At 74.6% G+C, this 14,836-nt stretch carries 21 protein-coding genes; 12 read left to right on the top strand and 9 right to left on the bottom strand.

Translation table 11 applies throughout. From position 1 onward, the window contains the following. The 5 genes from CKO13_RS05920 to CKO13_RS05900 all read right to left on the bottom strand — a co-directional run. Positions 1 to 192, bottom strand: a 192-nt coding sequence (locus CKO13_RS05920; protein WP_200257824.1) for an STAS domain-containing protein, incomplete at its 3' end; no start/stop codon positions are given. Beyond that, positions 189 to 839, bottom strand: a complete 651-nt coding sequence (locus CKO13_RS05915) for an MlaC/ttg2D family ABC transporter substrate-binding protein (protein ID WP_200257823.1) — start codon at positions 837 to 839, stop codon at positions 189 to 191. The genes CKO13_RS05915 and CKO13_RS05920, both read right to left, overlap by 4 nt. An 11-nt stretch (positions 840 to 850) precedes the next feature. After that, the gene (gene mlaD, locus CKO13_RS05910; protein ID WP_200257822.1) at positions 851 to 1,306 is read right to left on the bottom strand and encodes an outer membrane lipid asymmetry maintenance protein MlaD; all 456 of its coding nucleotides are present in this window, start codon (positions 1,304 to 1,306) and stop codon (positions 851 to 853) included. Positions 1,307 to 1,324: 18 nt separating this feature from the next. Next, positions 1,325 to 2,101 carry a lipid asymmetry maintenance ABC transporter permease subunit MlaE gene (gene mlaE / locus CKO13_RS05905; protein ID WP_200257821.1) on the bottom strand — a complete coding sequence of 259 codons (777 nt, stop codon included), beginning with the start codon at positions 2,099 to 2,101 and terminating at the stop codon, positions 1,325 to 1,327. Next, positions 2,098 to 2,910 carry an ABC transporter ATP-binding protein gene (locus tag CKO13_RS05900; protein ID WP_200257820.1) on the bottom strand — a complete coding sequence of 271 codons (813 nt, stop codon included), beginning with the start codon at positions 2,908 to 2,910 and terminating at the stop codon, positions 2,098 to 2,100. Before CKO13_RS05900 ends, mlaE begins: the two co-directional genes overlap by 4 nt. A 115-nt stretch (positions 2,911 to 3,025) precedes the next feature. Here CKO13_RS05900 and CKO13_RS05895 point away from each other — a divergent pair, with 115 nt between their 5' ends. From CKO13_RS05895 to CKO13_RS05840, 12 genes are all read left to right on the top strand, one after another. Further along, on the top strand, positions 3,026 to 4,045 hold the full coding sequence (locus tag CKO13_RS05895) for a KpsF/GutQ family sugar-phosphate isomerase (RefSeq protein ID WP_200257817.1): 1,020 nt from the start codon (positions 3,026 to 3,028) through the stop codon (positions 4,043 to 4,045). Next, positions 4,042 to 4,602 carry a KdsC family phosphatase gene (locus CKO13_RS05890; protein WP_200257816.1) on the top strand — a complete coding sequence of 187 codons (561 nt, stop codon included), beginning with the start codon at positions 4,042 to 4,044 and terminating at the stop codon, positions 4,600 to 4,602. Before CKO13_RS05895 ends, CKO13_RS05890 begins: the two co-directional genes overlap by 4 nt. Positions 4,603 to 4,611: 9 nt before the next feature. Continuing rightward, a complete protein-coding gene (gene lptC, locus CKO13_RS05885; protein WP_200257814.1) occupies positions 4,612 to 5,178 on the top strand; it encodes an LPS export ABC transporter periplasmic protein LptC in 567 nt (188 codons plus the stop codon). Further along, a complete protein-coding gene (gene lptA, locus CKO13_RS05880; protein WP_200257812.1) occupies positions 5,165 to 5,686 on the top strand; it encodes a lipopolysaccharide transport periplasmic protein LptA in 522 nt (173 codons plus the stop codon). The genes lptC and lptA overlap by 14 nt, the downstream gene beginning before the upstream one ends. A gap of 2 nt (positions 5,687 to 5,688) precedes the next feature. Continuing rightward, complete coding sequence (gene lptB / locus CKO13_RS05875; protein ID WP_200257809.1) at positions 5,689 to 6,414, top strand: LPS export ABC transporter ATP-binding protein; 726 nt, start codon at positions 5,689 to 5,691, stop codon at positions 6,412 to 6,414. 97 nt (positions 6,415 to 6,511) lie between these two features. Then, positions 6,512 to 7,948, top strand: a complete 1,437-nt coding sequence (locus tag CKO13_RS05870) for an RNA polymerase factor sigma-54 (protein ID WP_200257808.1) — start codon at positions 6,512 to 6,514, stop codon at positions 7,946 to 7,948. Between the two features lie 31 nt (positions 7,949 to 7,979). Further along, complete coding sequence (gene hpf / locus CKO13_RS05865) at positions 7,980 to 8,306, top strand: ribosome hibernation-promoting factor, HPF/YfiA family (protein ID WP_200257806.1); 327 nt, start codon at positions 7,980 to 7,982, stop codon at positions 8,304 to 8,306. A gap of 49 nt (positions 8,307 to 8,355) precedes the next feature. Then, positions 8,356 to 8,829, top strand: a complete 474-nt coding sequence (locus CKO13_RS05860; protein WP_200257800.1) for a PTS sugar transporter subunit IIA — start codon at positions 8,356 to 8,358, stop codon at positions 8,827 to 8,829. Between the two features lie 84 nt (positions 8,830 to 8,913). Continuing rightward, positions 8,914 to 9,777 (top strand): RNase adapter RapZ, encoded by an 864-nt coding sequence (rapZ, locus tag CKO13_RS05855; RefSeq protein ID WP_200257799.1) that lies wholly within the window; start codon positions 8,914 to 8,916, stop codon positions 9,775 to 9,777. After that, complete coding sequence (locus CKO13_RS05850) at positions 9,774 to 10,178, top strand: PTS sugar transporter subunit IIA (RefSeq protein ID WP_200257798.1); 405 nt, start codon at positions 9,774 to 9,776, stop codon at positions 10,176 to 10,178. The genes rapZ and CKO13_RS05850 overlap by 4 nt, the downstream gene beginning before the upstream one ends. Continuing rightward, positions 10,175 to 10,453, top strand: coding sequence for an HPr family phosphocarrier protein (locus CKO13_RS05845; RefSeq protein WP_200257797.1), 279 nt, complete (start codon positions 10,175 to 10,177; stop codon positions 10,451 to 10,453). Before CKO13_RS05850 ends, CKO13_RS05845 begins: the two co-directional genes overlap by 4 nt. A gap of 86 nt (positions 10,454 to 10,539) precedes the next feature. Next, positions 10,540 to 10,899, top strand: a complete 360-nt coding sequence (locus tag CKO13_RS05840; RefSeq protein WP_200257796.1) for a type 1 pili tip component — start codon at positions 10,540 to 10,542, stop codon at positions 10,897 to 10,899. 16 nt (positions 10,900 to 10,915) lie between these two features. Here the strand turns inward: CKO13_RS05840 and pmbA are convergent, their stop codons facing one another. The 4 genes from pmbA to CKO13_RS05820 all read right to left on the bottom strand — a co-directional run. Next, the gene (pmbA, locus tag CKO13_RS05835) at positions 10,916 to 12,274 is read right to left on the bottom strand and encodes a metalloprotease PmbA (protein ID WP_200257795.1); all 1,359 of its coding nucleotides are present in this window, start codon (positions 12,272 to 12,274) and stop codon (positions 10,916 to 10,918) included. Between the two features lie 44 nt (positions 12,275 to 12,318). Further along, positions 12,319 to 13,788 (bottom strand): metalloprotease TldD, encoded by a 1,470-nt coding sequence (gene tldD, locus CKO13_RS05830; protein ID WP_200257794.1) that lies wholly within the window; start codon positions 13,786 to 13,788, stop codon positions 12,319 to 12,321. Positions 13,789 to 13,799: 11 nt separating this feature from the next. Further along, positions 13,800 to 14,630, bottom strand: a complete 831-nt coding sequence (locus CKO13_RS05825; RefSeq protein ID WP_242467913.1) for a carbon-nitrogen hydrolase family protein — start codon at positions 14,628 to 14,630, stop codon at positions 13,800 to 13,802. Continuing rightward, on the bottom strand, positions 14,627 to 14,836 hold a 210-nt coding region (locus tag CKO13_RS05820; RefSeq protein ID WP_200257790.1), incomplete at its 5' end, for a hypothetical protein. The genes CKO13_RS05825 and CKO13_RS05820, both read right to left, overlap by 4 nt.

The raw sequence follows: 14,836 nt of genomic DNA, 5'->3' as shown, positions 1-14,836 counted from the left end.
CGTCCAGTCGAGGAGCAGCGCCACGCCGGCGCTGTCGGTGCGCTCCACGGCGCTGAGGTCGATCTCCGTGACCCCCTCGCGCGCCACCGCCGCCAGCCCCTCCGGCCAGAGGGCGGCCGCCGTCCCGAAGTCGAGGGGGCCGCGCAGGCGCAGGCGGCCGTCCTCGCCGCGCTCGAGCCGGGCGCCGCTCATTGGAAGCCGATCTCCCGGTTGCGCGCCGCCATCTCGTCGAGCACGGCCTCCAGGTCCTTGTCGCGCAGGCGGGCGCGGAAGTCCTCGCGGAAGTTGTGGACGATGCTCACCCCCTCCACCGTCAGGTCGATCAGCTGCCAGGCGCCGCCGCGCTCGTGGAGCTGGAAGATCACCCGGGCGGGCGCCTCGCCCCCGCCCACCTCCATGCCCACCTGCACCTCGTCGCCGCGCCGGCGGCTGCCGAGGATGCGCAGCGCCACCCCGCCGTCGTACTCCTCGAGGGAGGAGGCGTAGGTGCGCAGCAGGCTGCGCTGGAACTCGCGGATGAAGCGCTCCCGGGTGGCCTCGTCCGCGCGGCGCCAGTAGGGGCCGAGGATCTGGGCGCTGATCCCCTGGAAGTCGATGTGCGGCGTCAGGATCGGCGCCAGGGCCTCGTGCAGGGCCACCGGGTCGCCGGTGAGCTCCTCGCCGCGGGACTCCATGAGCGCCAGGACCTCCTCGGTGGTCTCCTCGACCACCGCCTGCGGCCCCGGGCCCGTCGCCGCGGCCGCCGCCGCGGCCGCCGCCCCGAGCACCACGGCCGCCGCCAGGAGGCGCCAGTGGCGCCGCGCGCGTGCCGCGATACCGTGCCTGAGCCTCTCCCGCATACGGCGCCCCCTCAATCCTGCATCTGCGTCATGAACTGCCCGATGAGCCGCTCGAGCACCACGGCCGACTGCGTCTCGGTGAAGCGGTCCCCGGCGGCGAGGGTCGCCTGCTCCCAGCCGGGCTCGATGCCGACGTACTGCTCGCCGAGCAGCCCCGAGGTGTAGATCGCCGCCGTGCTGTCCGCCGGGATGCTGTCGTAGCCGCGCTCGATGCGCAGCGTCACCCGCGCCTGGTGGGTCTCCGGGTCGAGGGCGATCGACTCGACGCGGCCGACGTGCACCCCGGCCATGCTCACCGGCGCCTTCTCGCGCAGGCCGCCGACGTTGTCGAAGGTCGCGGTGACCTCGTAGCCCGGGGGCTGGCGCAGCTCGGTCAGCCCGCTGACCTGCAGCGCCAGCACCAGCAGCGCCGCCAGGCCGAGGGCGACGAAGGCCCCTACCCCAATCTCCACGAGCCTCTCACTCATAGACCTCGCTCCGCTCCGTCAGTCGAACATCAGCGCCGTCAGCAGGAAGTCGAGCCCGAGCACCGCCAGCGAGGTGCGCACCACCCCCTGGGTGGTCGCCCGGCTGACCCCCTGCGCCGTCGGCTCCGCGGTGTAGCCCATGTACAGGGCGATCCAGCCGGCCACGAAGCCGAAGGCGACGCTCTTGATCACGCCGTTGAGGATATCCGGGGTGACGTCGACCGCGCTCTGCATGTTCGACCAGAACGCCCCGCCATCGATCCCTAGCATGCCCACCGCCACCAGGTAGCCGCCGATCACGCCCACCGCGCTAAACACCGCGGCCAGCAGGGGCACGGCGACGAGGGCCGCGGCGAAGCGCGGCGCCAGGATGCGCCGCTCCGGGTCGACGGCCATCATCTCCATGCTCGAGAGCTGCTCGGTGGCCTTCATCAGCCCGATCTCGGCGGTCAGCGACGAGCCCGCCCGGCCGGCGAAGAGCAGCGCCGTGACCACGGGGCCGAGCTCGCGCACCAGCGACAGGGCGACGAGCGTGCCCACCGAGTCGTCGGCGCCGAAGTCGACCAGCGTGTAGTAGCCCTGCAGGCCGAGGACCATGCCGACGAACAGCGCCGAGACGGCGATGATCACCAGCGACAGGGTGCCGACGGCGTAGACCTGCTCGACGAGCAGGCGCGGGCGCACGAGGACCACGGTGGCCCCGCGCAGGAGCCGGCCGAGCAGCAGCACGGCGCCGCCGAGCGCCTGCAGGCCGTCGAGGGTGGCGCGGCCGAGCGCCTGGAGCCGGCCGGTCACGGCCCCTCCCCGTCGAGCAGCTCCTCGGCGAGCCCCGGCGCCGGGTAGTGGAAGGGCACCGGGCCGTCGGCCCGGGCGTCGAGGAACTGGCGCACCGCCGCCGAGTCCGAGGCGCGCAGCTGCGCCGGGCTGCCCTCGGCGAGCAGCCGCCCGTCGGCGATGACGTAGACGTAGTCGGCGATCGCCAAGGTCTCCTCCACGTCGTGGGACACCACCACCGAGCTCAGCCCGAGGATGTCGTTGAGCCGCCGGATGAGCTCGATGAGCACCCCCATGGTGATGGGGTCCTGCCCGGTGAACGGCTCATCGTACATCACCAGCACCGGGTCGAGGGCGATGGCCCGGGCCAGGGCCACGCGCCGCGCCATGCCGCCGGAGAGCTCCGCCGGCATCAGCGAGCGGGCGCCGCGCAGGCCGACGGCCTCGAGCTTGAGCAGCACCAGGGCGCGCAGCAGCGGCTCCGGCAGCTCGGCGTGCTCGCGGATGGGGAAGGCGACGTTCTCGAAGACCGACAGGTGCGTGAAGAGCGCCCCGCTCTGGAAGAGCATCCCCATGCGCCGGCGCAGCCGGTAGAGCTCGGGGCGCGACAGCCGCGGCACCTCCTGGCCGGCCACCTGCACCGAGCCGCCGTGGGGCCGGAGCTGGCCGCCGAGCAGGCGCAGCAGCGTCGTCTTGCCGGAGCCGCTCGGCCCCATGATGGCCGTCACCTGGCCGCGCCGGATGTCGAGATCGACGCCGTCGAAGATCCACCGCCGCCCGCGCTGGAAGCGCAGATCCCGGACCCTCGCCAGCACCTCGTCGCCGGTCATGGCGCTCCCCCCTCGCTGCCGGTAGCCCGGCAGTATCCGCCCTCGCCGTCGGGGCGGTCAATTGCGCCGCGCGGGTGGGGCATTGCCGCCCGGCGCGGTCTGATAGAATGCCGCCATGACGCCGCTATCCACCCTCGTCGAGCAGCTCGGCGCGCAGGAGGCCGCCGCCGATGAGCGCCTCCAGGGGCTCGGCCGGGCGGTCCTGCAGGTCGAGGCCGACGCCGTCGCCGCCCTCGCCGGGCGCATCGACGCCGCCTTCAGCCGCGCCTGCCACCACCTGCTCGCCTGCCGCGGCCGGGTGATCGTCACCGGCATGGGCAAGTCGGGCCACATCGGCTCGAAGGTGGCCGCCACCCTGGCGAGCACCGGCACGCCGGCGTTCTTCGTCCACCCGGGCGAGGCGAGCCACGGCGACCTGGGCATGATCACCGCCGACGACGCCGTCGTCGCCCTGTCCAACTCCGGCGAGACCGACGAGATCAACGCCATCGTGCCGCTGATCCGCCGGCTCGGCGTGCCGCTGGTCGCCCTCACCGGCAACCCCGGCTCGACCCTGGCCCGCGAGGCGAGCGTCCACCTCGACATCGGCGTCGAGCAGGAGGCCTGCCCCCTCGGCCTGGCGCCGACGGCGAGCACCACGGCGGCGCTCGCCATGGGCGACGCCCTCGCCGTCGCCCTGCTCGACGCCCGCGGCTTCACCGCCGAGGACTTCGCCCGCTCCCACCCGGGCGGGCGGCTCGGCCGGCGGCTGCTGCTGCACATCGAGGACGTCATGCAGACCGGCGAGCGCGTCCCCCGGGTCGGGCCGCAGACGCCGCTGCGCGACGCCCTGCTGGAGATCAGCCGCAAGGGGCTGGGCATGACGGCGGTGGTCGACGAGCAGGAGCAGGTCCTCGGCATCTTCACCGACGGCGACCTGCGCCGCGCCCTCGACCGCGGCACCGACATCCACGCCACGCGCATCGAGGCCGTCATGACCGCCGCCCCGCAGACCGCCGCGGCGCAGCTGCTCGCCGCCGAGGCCGCCGAGCGCATGGAGCGCTTCCGGATCAACGCCCTGCTCGTCGTCGACGACGCCGGCCGGCTCGTCGGGGCGCTGAACATGCACGACCTGCTCCGGGCGGGCGTGGTATGAGCGGCGCCGACGCCCCCCTCCCCCCCTACTGCGCCCGGCCCGGGGCGGCGGTGCTCGAGCGCGCCGCCGCCGTGCGCGCGGCGCTGTTCGACATCGACGGGGTGCTCACCGACGGCACCGTCTACGTCAGCGCCGGCGGCGAGGGCCTGCAGGCCTTCCACATCCACGACGGCAAGGGGATGCGGATGCTCCTGGAGGCCGGCCTCGAGGTCGCCTGGATCACCGCCCGCGGCGGCGGCGCCGTCCAGGCCCGCGCCGAGGAGCTCGGCGTCCGCCACCTCATCCAGGGCCGCACGGACAAGGCCCGCGCCCTCGCCGAGCTCAGCGAGCGGCTCGGGGTGGCGCCGCAGGCCTGCGCCTACACCGGCGACGACCTCATCGACCTCGAGGCGATCCGCCGCGCCGGGCTGGGCGTCGCCGTCGCCGACGCCCACCCCGGGGTGATCGCCGGCGCCGACTGGGTCACCGAGCGCCCCGGCGGGCGCGGCGCCGCCCGCGAGGTCAGCGAGCTGCTCCTCCTCGCCCAGGACCGGCTCCCCCCCGCCGGCGGCGGCTGAGGCGGCACCGTGCGCCGGGGCGTACTCTTCCCCCTCGCCGTCGCCGCCGTCAGCGCCGCGCTCGCCCTCCTCCTGAGCCGCGAGCAGCCCCCCTCCTCCTCCGCGCCCTCGTCCCTCGCCGGCCCCGAGGGGCCGGCCTTCTTCCTGGAGGACTTCGAGATGATCCACTACGATGCCCACGGCCGGCGCGAGGCGCTGCTGCGCGGCGAGGCCGGCGAGCACTACCGCGGGCGCGGGGCGCTGGAGATCGAGCGGCCGCGGCTGACGGTCCGCTCCGAGGAGGAGGGGACCTGGCACGCCGCCGCCCCCCGGGGGATCGCCGAGCGGGCCGAGTCCACCGTCCACTTCCCCGGCGAAGTGGAGCTGCGCCGCCCCGCCCAGCGGGGGCGGCCGCCGCTGAGCGTGGTCACGCGCGATCTGACCGTCGACACCGCCGCCCACGAGGCGCGCACGGCGGCCGAGGTCGTCGCCCGCGAGCCCGCCGGGCGGCTGCGCGGCGTCGGCATGACCCTCGACTACCGCCGCGACCGGCTCGAGCTCCACCACCAGGCCCGAGGCACCTATGAGGTACGGTGAGCCCCCGCGAAGAGGCAGGCGGCTAGCCGCCGCGGCGCTGCTCGCGGCCGCGCTGGCCCCCGCCGGCGCCCAGCAGGGGCCGGCCCCCGTCGAGCTCGAGGCCGACCGCGTCGAGGTCGACGCCGCCGCCGGGGTCAGCGTCTACCGGGGCGACGCCGTGCTCACCCGCGGCACGCTGCGCATCACCGGCGAGCGCATGGAGGTCCACACCGACGAGCAGGGGGCGCTGCAGCGGGCGATCGTCGACGGCACCCCGGCCACCTACCGCGACCGGCCCGAGGGGCAGCCCCGGCCCGTCCACGCCGAGGCCCGCCACCTCGAGTACCACGCCTCGGGCCCCGAGCGCGCCCACTTACAGGGCGAGGCGCGGCTCTGGCAGGGTGGCGACGTCGTCAGCGCCGAGGTCATCGACGTCGACCTCGAGGCGCAGACCGTCGACGCCCGCGGCGGCGAGGGGGAGCGCGCCCGCGCCACCCTCCGCCCGGGCCGCCGGGAGGAGGAGCGCTAGCCGTGGCGACGCTGCGCGCCGAGGGACTCACCAAGCGCTACCGGGGCCGCGCCGTGGTCGACGGCGCCGGGCTCGAGCTCACCGACGGCGAGATCGTCGGCCTGCTCGGCCCCAACGGCGCCGGCAAGACCACCTGCTTCTACATGGTCGTCGGCCTGGTGCGCGCCGACGCCGGCGCCATCACCCTCGACGGCGCCGACCTGACGGCGCTGCCCATCCACGCCCGGGCGCGGCGCGGCATCGGCTACCTGCCCCAGGAGCCGTCGGTCTTCCGCAAGCTCAGCGTCGCCGACAACGTCCGCGCCATCCTCGAGATCCGGCGCGACCTCGACCGGGCCGGGCGCGCCCGGGAGCTGGAGCGGCTGCTCGAGGAGCTCGGCGTCACCCACGTCCGCGACACCCCCGGCATCGCCCTGTCCGGCGGCGAGCGCCGGCGCGTGGAGATCGCCCGCGCCCTGGCGGCGGCCCCGCGCTTCATCCTCCTCGACGAGCCCTTCGCCGGCGTCGACCCGATCTCCGTCGGCGAGATCCAGCGCATCGTCCGCCACCTCGCCGAGCGGGGCATCGGTGTCCTGATTACCGACCATAATGTCCGTGAGACCCTGGGCATCGTCGAGCGCGCCTACATCCTCAGCGATGGCCGGGTCCTTACGGCCGGCGACGCCGAGACCGTCCTCGCGGACCCTCAGGTGCGCGCCGTCTACCTGGGCGAAGACTTCCGGCTATGAGCCGACGGGAGGACCAGCTAGCGGTCTGCTATGCGGCCGAGCCTCGAGGGCGCCGGCCCCGCCAGGGAGATTCAGCAGCAACGATGCGGTTACGATCATGAGGCAGACGCTCCAGCTGCGCCTCGGCCAACAGCTGACCATGACCCCGCAGCTGCAGCAGGCGATCCGGCTGCTGCAGCTCTCGAGCCTCGAGCTGCGCGCCGAGATCCAGCAGGCGCTGGAGTCGAACATGATGCTCGAGCTCGACGAGGAGGGCGAGCACGCCGGCGACGAGGAGAGCGCCGCCGCCGAGGAGGACGCCACCCCGGCGGAGGAGGCCATCCCCGACGAGCTGGCCCTCGACACCAGCTGGGATGAGATCTACGACGGCGCCACGGCGCTCAGCGCCCCTGGCCGCGAGGACGGCGACCCCCTCGATAACCGCGCCCACGGCGCCGGCGGGCTGCGCGAGCACCTGCTCGAGCAGATCGAGCTCGAGCGCTTCAGCGAGCGCGACCGCGCCCTCGCCGAGGTGGTCGTCGACGCCCTCGGCGAGGACGGCTACCTGGCCGTCGACGTCGCCGAGCTCTGCGAGGCCCTGCCCGCCGACTGGGCGGTGGAGCCGGCGGAGCTCGAGGCGGTGCGCCAGCGCATCCGCCACCTCGACCCCGCCGGCGTCGGCGCCCGCAACCTCCAGGAGGCGCTGCTCCCCCAGCTGCGCCAGCTCCCCGCCGGCACGCCCTGGCGCGACGCGGCCCTGACGGCGGTCAGCGAGCACCTCGACACCCTCGCCGAGCGCTCCCCCGAGGCCCTCGCCGCGGCGCTCGGCATCGACGCCGAGGCGGGCGCGGAGGTCCTCGCCCTGATCCGCACCCTCGACCCCCGCCCGGGCCTGCAGGTCGCCAGCGCCGCGGCCGACTACATCGTCCCCGACGTCACCGTCTCCCGCCGCGACGGGCGCTGGCGGGTCGAGCTCAACAGCGAGACCGCACCGCGGTTGCGGATTAACGCCTATTACGCCAGCCTAATCCGGCAGATGGAGCGCGGCTCGGACAGCAGCTGCCTGCGCAGCCACCTCCAGGAGGCGCGGTGGCTGATCAAGAGCCTGCGCAGCCGCAACGAGACGCTGCTGCGCGTGGCCAGCGCCATCGTCGAGCGCCAGCAGGGGTTCTTCGAGCACGGCGAGGAGGCGATGCAGCCGCTGGTGCTGCGCGAGATCGCCGAGGCGGTGGAGATGCACGAGTCGACGGTCTCCCGGATCACGACGAACAAGTACATGGACACGCCCCGTGGTACGCTCGAGTTCAAGTACTTCTTCTCCAGCCACGTGCAGACCCGCGACGGCGGCGAGGCCTCGGCGACGGCGATCCGGGCCCGCATCCGCCGGCTGATCGCCGAGGAGGACCGCTGCAAGCCGCTCAGTGACAGCGCCATCGCGCGCATCCTCCAGGAGGAGGGCATCCAGGTGGCTCGCCGGACCGTGGCCAAGTACCGCGAGTCGCTATCCATCGCACCATCCGCGGAGCGCAAGACGCCGAGGCGGGCCACGCGCTGAGGCCCGCGGACCGCTCAGGAAGGGTTGAGCCATGCAGATCGAGCTCAGTGGGCACCACGTCGAGGTCACCGAGGCGCTGCGCAGCTACGTCCACGACAAGCTGCGCCGGCTCGAGCACCACTTCGACCCCATCATCGACGCCGAGGTCGTCCTCGAGGTCGAGAAGCTCCAGCACAAGGCGGAAGCCACGGTACGGCTCGGGGGTGGCGGCTCCCGGGTCTTTGCCGATGCAGTAGCAGAGGACATGTACGCCGCCATCGACGCCCTGGTCGACAAGCTCGACCGCCAGGTCCTCAAGCACAAGGAGAAGGCCGTCGATCAGCGGCGCCACGGTGCGTCCTTGAAGACGAGCCCCTAGGCGGGGCTCGCCGGGAACGCGGATCTACGGCCAGCCGATCGGACACCCCATGGACATCGAGCGACTCATCACCCCGGAACGCATCCGCTGCGTCAGCGATGTCGAGACCAAAGAGCAGGTGCTCGACCGTATCGGGGCCCTCATCGGCGGCGCCGATGGGGGCCTGACCCAAGCCGAGATCAGCCGCCGCCTCGCCGCCCGCGAGCGCCTCGGGAGCACCGGGCTCGGCCACGGAGTCGCCCTGCCGCACGCCCGGCTGGAGGGGACCGAGCGGGCCATCGGCGCGCTGCTGCGCCTCGACCGGGGCATCGACTTCGACGCCTTCGACCGGGAGCCGGTGGACCTGCTCTTCGCCCTCGTGGTGCCGGAGCACTTCACCGACGAGCACCTGCAGATCCTCGCCGCCCTGGCGGAGATGTTCAGCGACGCCGCCCTCTGCGAGCGCCTCCGCGCCGCCGGGGACGACGCCGAGCTGCTCAGCGCCCTGCGGGAATGGCAGTCCCACGCCGACGACGCCTCGTGAGCGGCCCCGCAGCGGGAGGAGCCCCAGGGCGGCGGCCGCCGGCCGCCGGCAGCAGCCCCGCGGCGGCCGGGGCGAGGAGGTAGTATGGACCGGGTAAGGCTCATCGTCGTCAGCGGCCTCTCCGGCTCCGGCAAGAGCGTCGCCCTCCACACCCTCGAAGACGCCGGCTACCACTGCATCGACAACCTGCCGGTGAGCCTGATCACCGACTTCGCCCGCTACGCCGTGGAGATCGGCGCCCCGGCGGGCGAGCGCTTCGCCATCGGCATCGACGCGCGCACCCCCTCGCGGGACCTGCAGCGGCTGCCGCAGGCCCTCGCCGGGCTCGCCGACAGCGGCATCGACGCCGAGCTCGTCTTCCTCTACGCCGACGACGCCATCCTGGTGCGCCGCTACAACGAGACGCGCCGGCGCCACCCCCTCGGCGGGGAGGGCCGCACCCTCGCCGACGCCCTGCAGCGCGAGCGCCGCCTCCTCGAGCCGCTGCGCGAGGCCGCCGCCTGGTGCATCGACACCTCGCGGCTGAGCATCCACGACCTGCGCGGGCTCATCCACGAGCGCCTCGGCGGCGACCGGCCGAGCCTGTCGGTGCTCGTCCAGTCCTTCGGCTTCAAGCACGGCGTCCCCGGCGACGCCGACTACGTCTTCGACGCCCGCTGCCTGCCCAACCCCCACTGGGAGGCGCAGCTGCGCGCCCTGACCGGCGCCGACCCCGAGGTCCGGGCCTTCCTCGAGGGCCAGCCGGAGACGGCCACGCTCTACGAGCAGATCCACGCGCTGATCACCCACTGGCTGCCCACCTACCGCCGGGCGGGGCGCATCTACCTGACCGTCGCCATCGGCTGCACCGGCGGCCAGCACCGCTCGGTCTACCTCGCCGAGCGCCTCGCCGAGGACCTCGCCGCGCACTGCAGCCACGTCGCCCTGCGCCACCGCGAGCTGCCATGAGGGTCGGGCTGCTGATCATCACCCACCGCCGGATCGGCAGCGAGACCCTCGCCGCCGCCGAGCGCGCCCTCGGCATCTGCCCCCTGCAGACGCGCTGCCTGGAGGTGTTCAACGAGGACGACCGGGACGAGCTGATCGCCCGCGCGCGCCGGCTGCTCGAGGAGCTCGACAGCGGCGCCGGCGTCCTCATCCTCACCGACGCCTACGGCGCGACGCCGTCGAACATCGCCGTCGAGGCGGCCGCCGGCCGCACGAGCCGGGTCGTCTCCGGGATCAACCTCCCCATGCTGCTATGCGTCTTCAACTATCCTAGCCGGTGGCTCGCGGCCCTCGCGGAGTCCGCCGCCAGGGGGGGCCGCGCCGGCGTCGTCCACATCGGGCAGGAGGAGCCGAAGCCATGACGCGCCGCGACGCCGTGATCACCAACCGCCTCGGCCTCCACGCCCGGGCCGCGGCCCGCTTCGTGGCCGTCGCCAGCACCTACGAGGGTGAGATCGCCGTCTCCCAGGCCGAGAAGCGCGTCAGCGGCAAGAGCATCATGGGGCTGATGATGCTCGCCGCCGGGCAGCACACGACGCTGACCATCGAGGCGGAGGGCCCGGACGCCGAGGCGGCCGTCGAGGCCCTGGCCACCCTCGTCGAGAACGGCTTCGACGAGGAGAGCGACTCAGCGTAGCCCGGCGCGCGAGGGCCGGCCCCCGCGGGGCGCGGCAGGCCACGACCCACCACGAGACCGGAGCGGAAAGGAAGAAAGGGGACACGATGAGGCTGAAAGAGCTGGTAGCGAGCTGGGAAGAGAACGCCACGGAGCGGCGCACCCCCTTCGAGCACTGCGTGCGGCTGCCCCTGCACGACGCCGCCAAGCTCGCGGCGCTCGCCGAGATGTACCCGGGCCGCTCGGAGGAGGACCTGCTCACCGACATCCTCTCCACCGCCCTCGACGAGATCGAGGCGAGCTTCCCCTACGTCCAGGGCCAGCGGGTCATCGCCGAGGACGAGCAGGGCGACCCGATCTACGAGGACAGCGGGCTGACGCCGCGGTTCAAGGCGCTGGCCCGCAAGCACCTCGCCGAGCTGCGTCGCCAGCTCGACGAGGGCGGGGACGGCGAGGCCAGCGCCTAGGGCCGGGCGCGGCGGCTCACTGGCCGGCCACCGTCATCTCGTCGACGAGGATCGAGCCGGTGCGGATGTTCCCGCGCCGGTCGACATCGCTGCCCACCGCCTGGATGCCGCCGAGGATGCCGCGCAGGCTGCCGGCGATGGTGACCTCCTCGACGGGCCGCTGGATGGCGCCGCCCTCGACCCAGAACCCGGCCGCCCCGCGGGAGTAGTCGCCGGTGACGAGGTTGACCCCCTGGCCCATGAGCTCGGTGACCACCAGCCCCCGCCCCATGCGCCGCAGCAGGCCCTCGAGGTCCGCCTCGCCGGCGCTGAGCTCCAGGTTGTGGACGCCACCGGCGTTGCCGGTAGTCTCCAGGCCGAGGCGCCGCGCCGAGTAGGCGTCGAGCACGTAGCGCTGCAGCACGCCGTCGGCGATCAGCGGCGAGTCCGCGGTCGCCACGCCCTCGCCGTCGAAGCCCGCGCTGCCCAGCCCCCGAGGGATGTGGGGGCGCTCCTCGAGGCGCAGCCACGCCGGCATGAGCCGCTCGCCGAGGCTGTCGACGAGGAAGGAGGCCCGGCGGTAGAGCGCCCCGCCGCGCACGGCGGCCACCAGGTGGCCGATCAGGCCGCGGGCCACCGGCGCGCGGAAGAGCACCGGGACCCGCTCGGTGGCCACGCTCTCGGCGCCGAGGCGGGCGACGGCGTGCTCGGCGGCCCGCTGCCCGACGCGGCGGGCGTCCTCGAGCTCCTCCGGGCTGCGCGCGACGGTGTACCAGAAGTCGCGCTGCATCCCCTCCCCCTCGCCGGCGACGGCGACGCAGTTGATGCCGTGGCGCGACTCCGGCACCGAGGCCAGGAAGCCGTGGGTATTGCCGTAGGTCGACAGGCCGCTGTGGACGCTGACCCCGGCGCCCTCGGTGTTGCGGATCCGCCGGTCCGCCGCGGTCGCCGCCGCCTCGCACTCCCGGGCCAGGGCGACGGCGTCCTCGGCGCTCAGCGGCCACGGGTGGTAGAGGTCGAGCTCCGGCACCTCGGCGGCCATGCGCTCGGCCGGCGCCAGGCCGTTGGCCGGGTCCTCGGAGGTGTGGCGGGCGAAGGCGCAGGCCGCCTCCACCGCCTCGGCCACCGCGGCCTCGGAGAGGTCGCCGCTCGAGGCGCTGCCCTTGCGCCCGCCGAGGTAGACGGTCACCCCCAGGCTGCGGTTGCGGTGGTGCTCCAGGGTATCGACCTCCCCCTTGCGGACGTTCACCGACAGGCCGGTGTCCGCGGAGACCCCCGCCTCGGCGGTGTCCGCCCCGGCCTGCCGGGCGCGGTCGAGGGCGAGGCCGACGAGGCGCTCGAGCTCGGCCGCCTCGGGCAGGTCGTTGTGGGATTGCGCTTCAGTGCTTTGGGCCATCTTGCGATCTCGCGCTTGGCGTTATCAGGGCGACGGCGGGCGGGCTACGCCTGCGTCCCGCCGACCGTCATGGCGTCGACCCGCAGCGTGGGCTGCCCGACGCCGACCGGCACGCTCTGCCCCTCCTTGCCGCAGACGCCGATGCCGCCGTCGAGCTGCAGGTCGTGGCCGACCATGCTCACCCGGGTCAGCACGTCGGGGCCGTTGCCGATGAGGGTGGCCCCCTTGACGGGGTGCTGGATGCGGCCGTTCTCGATCCAGTACGCCTCGCTCGCCGAGAAGACGAACTTCCCGGAGGTGATGTCCACCTGGCCGCCGCCGAAGTTGACGGCGTAGAGGCCCCGGTCCACCGAGGCGATGATCTCCTGGGGGTCGTGGGGGCCGGCGTGCATGTAGGTGTTCGTCATCCGCGGCATGGGCAGGTGGGCGTACGACTCCCGGCGGGCGTTGCCGGTGCGCGCCGCGCCCATCAGCCCGGCGTTGAGCCGGTCCTGCATGTAGCCGGTGAGCACCCCCTCCTCGATCAGGGTGTTGCACTGGCTCGGGTGCCCCTCGTCGTCGATGCTCAGCGAGCCGCGGCGCCCGGCGATGGTGCCGTCGTCGACCACCGTGCACAGGGGCGAGGCGACCCGCTCGCCGATGCGCCCGGCGAAGGCCGAGGTGCCCTTGCGGTTGAAGTCGCCCTCGAGGCCGTGGCCCACCGCCTCGTGGAGCAGGACCCCCGGCCAGCCCGGGCCGAGGACCACCGGCATCGTCCCCGCCGGCGCCTCCTCGGCCTCGAGGTTGACCAGCGCCTGGCGGGCCGCCTCGCGGGCGTAGGCCTCGGCGCGCCCCGGCTCGGCGAGCACGGCGTAGGTCGAGCGCCCGCCCCCGCCGGAGCTGCCGCTCTCGCGCCGCTCCCCGGCGGCGGCGAGCACCGAGACGTTGAGCCGGACCAGCGGCCGGATGTCGGCGGCCCACCCGCCCTCGGAGTCGGCCACCAGGACGGTCTCGTGGCTGCCGGCGAGGCTGGCCACGACGTGGACGATCCGCGGGTCGACGGCGCGGGCGGCGGCCTCGGCCCGGTGCAGCAGGGCGACCTTCTCCTCCGGGGCCAGGCTCGCCAGCGGGTCCTCGCTGGTGTAGAGGTCGCGCCCGCGGGCGCTGCGGAAGGCGCCGAGCTGCCGCGAGCGCCCCTGGCGGGCGACGGCGCCGGCCGCCGAGGAGGCCTCCAGGAGCGCCGGCAGGCCGATCTCGTCGCAGTAGGCGAAGCCGGTCTTCTCGCCGCTGATCGCCCGCACCCCGACGCCGCGGTCGACGCTCCGGCTGCCCTCGCGGACGATGCCGTCCTCGAGCACCCAGGCCTCCTGGCGTCCCGCCTGGAAGTAGAGGTCGGCGAAGTCGATGCCGGGCTGCAGGAGGCGGCCGAAGACGCGGTCGATGCCCCCCTCGTCCAGGGCCGCCGGGGCGAGGAGCTGCTCCTGCGCCCGGGCGAGGGGATCGGGGCTCAGCGTCTGGGTCTGGGAGTCGTTCATAAGCGCAAATCCTACAATATCCGGTGTTCCAGGGCCGGGAAGCGCGCCCGCAGGCTGCGGAGGCGGTCCCGGTCCACCTCCGCCGTCACCACGCCGGGCCCGCCGGCGAGCCGCCCCAGCACCCCGCCCCACGGCTCGACGACCATGGTGTCGCCGTGGGTGCAGCGGCCGCTGGCGTGCTCGCCCCCCTGGTTGGGGGCCACCACGTAGCAGAGGTTCTCCACGGCGCGGGCGCGCAGGAGCACCTCCCAGTGCGCCTGCCCCGTGGCCGCGGTGAACGCCGAGGGGACCACGAGCAGCTCGGCCCCCTGCTCGACCAGCGCCCGGAAGAGCTCCGGGAAGCGCAGATCGTAGCAGACCGCCAGGCCGAGCCGGCCCAGGGGCGTGTCCACGACCACGGGGGTCCGCCCCGGCTCCAGGGTCCGCGACTCCCGGTACGCCTCGCCGCCCTCGAGCTCGACGTCGAAGAGGTGGATCTTGTCGTAGCAGGCGAGGCGCCGGCCGTCGGGGCCGTAGACCGCCTCGGCGGCGCGGACCCGCTCGCCGCCGCTGCCCTGCAGCGGGATCGTCCCGCCGACGAGCACCAGGCCGTGGCGCCGCGCCTGCTCCGCCAGGAAGGCCTGGATCGGCCCGCGCCCCTCGGGCTCGGCGATCGCCAGCTTGTCGCCCTCCCGGTAGCCCATGAGCGGGAAGTTCTCGGGCAGCGCCACCAGCTGCGCGCCGGCGGCGGCCGCCTCGGCGACCAGGCGCTCGGCCTCCGCCAGGTTCGCCCCCAGCTCGGGCCCGGAGACCATCTGCACGGCGGCCACCACCGGCCGCGACGCCCCTGCTGCCTCGCTCATCGCTTTCGACCCTCCCGTGGCGGCCGGCGCAGCCCGTCGAAGGGCAGCCGCTCGACCTGCGGGTCGAGCCACGGCCCCGTGACCCGGTACTCGATCCCCGCCGCCTCGTCGAAGCCCCGCCCGAAGAGGCGGCTGAACAGCCAGCCGGCGGCGGCCCCGCCGGCGGGGCCGCCGGCGCCGCCGCCGACGAGCGCCCCGATCAGCGG

Source organism: Halorhodospira neutriphila, assembly GCF_016584055.1.
In the GTDB taxonomy this organism is placed as follows: Bacteria; Pseudomonadota; Gammaproteobacteria; order Nitrococcales; family Halorhodospiraceae; genus Halorhodospira; species Halorhodospira neutriphila.
The sequence above is the reverse complement of the archived record's forward strand: the minus strand, read 5'-3'. Positions and strand labels throughout refer to the sequence as shown.